General features: G+C 54.8%; 1 protein-coding gene. It reads left to right on the forward strand.

The window, feature by feature from the left end; translation table 11 throughout:
- Positions 1-134: 134 nt before the first annotated feature.
- A partial coding sequence (locus PWM43_RS15305) for a DUF6538 domain-containing protein (RefSeq protein WP_289843325.1) occupies positions 135-1,303 on the forward strand: 1,169 nt, incomplete at its 3' end.

Consider the following 1,303-nt stretch of genomic DNA (forward strand, 5'->3'; position numbering starts at 1 on the left):
GCCCTCTCACGGCGGCAACAGGGGTTCGAATCCCCTATGGGACGCCAGTCGCTCTAAGTGACTGATATTATTTCCATAAAATCTTGGGTTCCCACTGTGTGTCACATCTCTGTGTTACATGCGGGACGCCAGATTTGCCTACTCCCTACATGCTCCGAAGACACCACACCTGGTATCTCAGGCTTCGCGTTCCCGCAGACCTGAGGCATATTGCCGGTCAGTATGTCGTTCGCTCTCTGAAGACGGGGGACAGGTCTCTGGCTCAGGCGAGAGCCATCGGGCTTGCGTCGTCGTTCAATGGACTCTGGATGGATTTCAGGAAGAAACTCGCGGAGCAGTTAAAAGCCTATTTCGACGGAGAGAGTCCGAAAGGCGAGATGGTCAGCTTCATCCGTGAGCATAAGGCAGAGATTGAAGCCCTGCCCGAGGATGCGAAAACAGCATTTTCTTCATGGATGGATATGGTCATTACGCGGACCCTCTCCGAACGCGACGACCTGAAGGAAGAGCGCGACCAGACCTATGCTCTGACCGATATGTGGAAAACCGCCAGACATCAGGGAGTCGTGGAAGGCATGGAACGTGCCATGTCCCTGCTGGGCAATAATCTCCCCCGTGACGTTCCTCCCGCACCTGAGAAAGTCGCCGGACCTCCTGAATGCTCCGAACCATGGTCGAATCTTGTTACCCGGTTTCATGAAGACAATCCCGGCCAGAGCGGAAAAACCATCGAGAGCTATGGAATCACCTTCAGGCAGTTCGCGGACCTGATTGGTGACAAACCCCTCAACACCATCACGAAGCAGGATGTGAAATCCTATGCGGACTGGCTGAAGGACAAGCCCTCGAAACGTGGGGGAACCCTTGGACGGGATACGATTATCCGCCATCTCGGGGAGGTGAAGTTTTTCCTCAAATGGTGCGTCCAGTCGGGATTGATTGAGGATAAGGGTTTTGCCGATGTCCAGGCCCGCGCCCGCACTCAGGAAGAGAAGAAAACCCGTCAGGAGGACAGAAGACGGGCTTTCACGGAAACGGAACTGACGCAGATTTTCAACAGCCCGCTTTTCACGGGATATAAGAGTGACGCGAGGCGAAGTGTTCCCGGCTCATGCCTGACATGCATCACGGATTTCTGGTTTATCTCCGTTCTCGCCATGTCGGGAGCCAGAATCGGAGAACTGACCGAAGCTCCAGCCGAACTGTATGACCTTGAAGGACTCCTCTGCCTCGACCTGCGACAGGCTGGGACGAAAACACAGAACAGCCCACGGCTTGTTCCTGTCCTGCCCCAGTTAAAGAG

The organism is Brytella acorum, assembly GCF_029309905.1.
In the GTDB taxonomy this organism is placed as follows: Bacteria; Pseudomonadota; Alphaproteobacteria; order Acetobacterales; family Acetobacteraceae; genus Brytella; species Brytella acorum.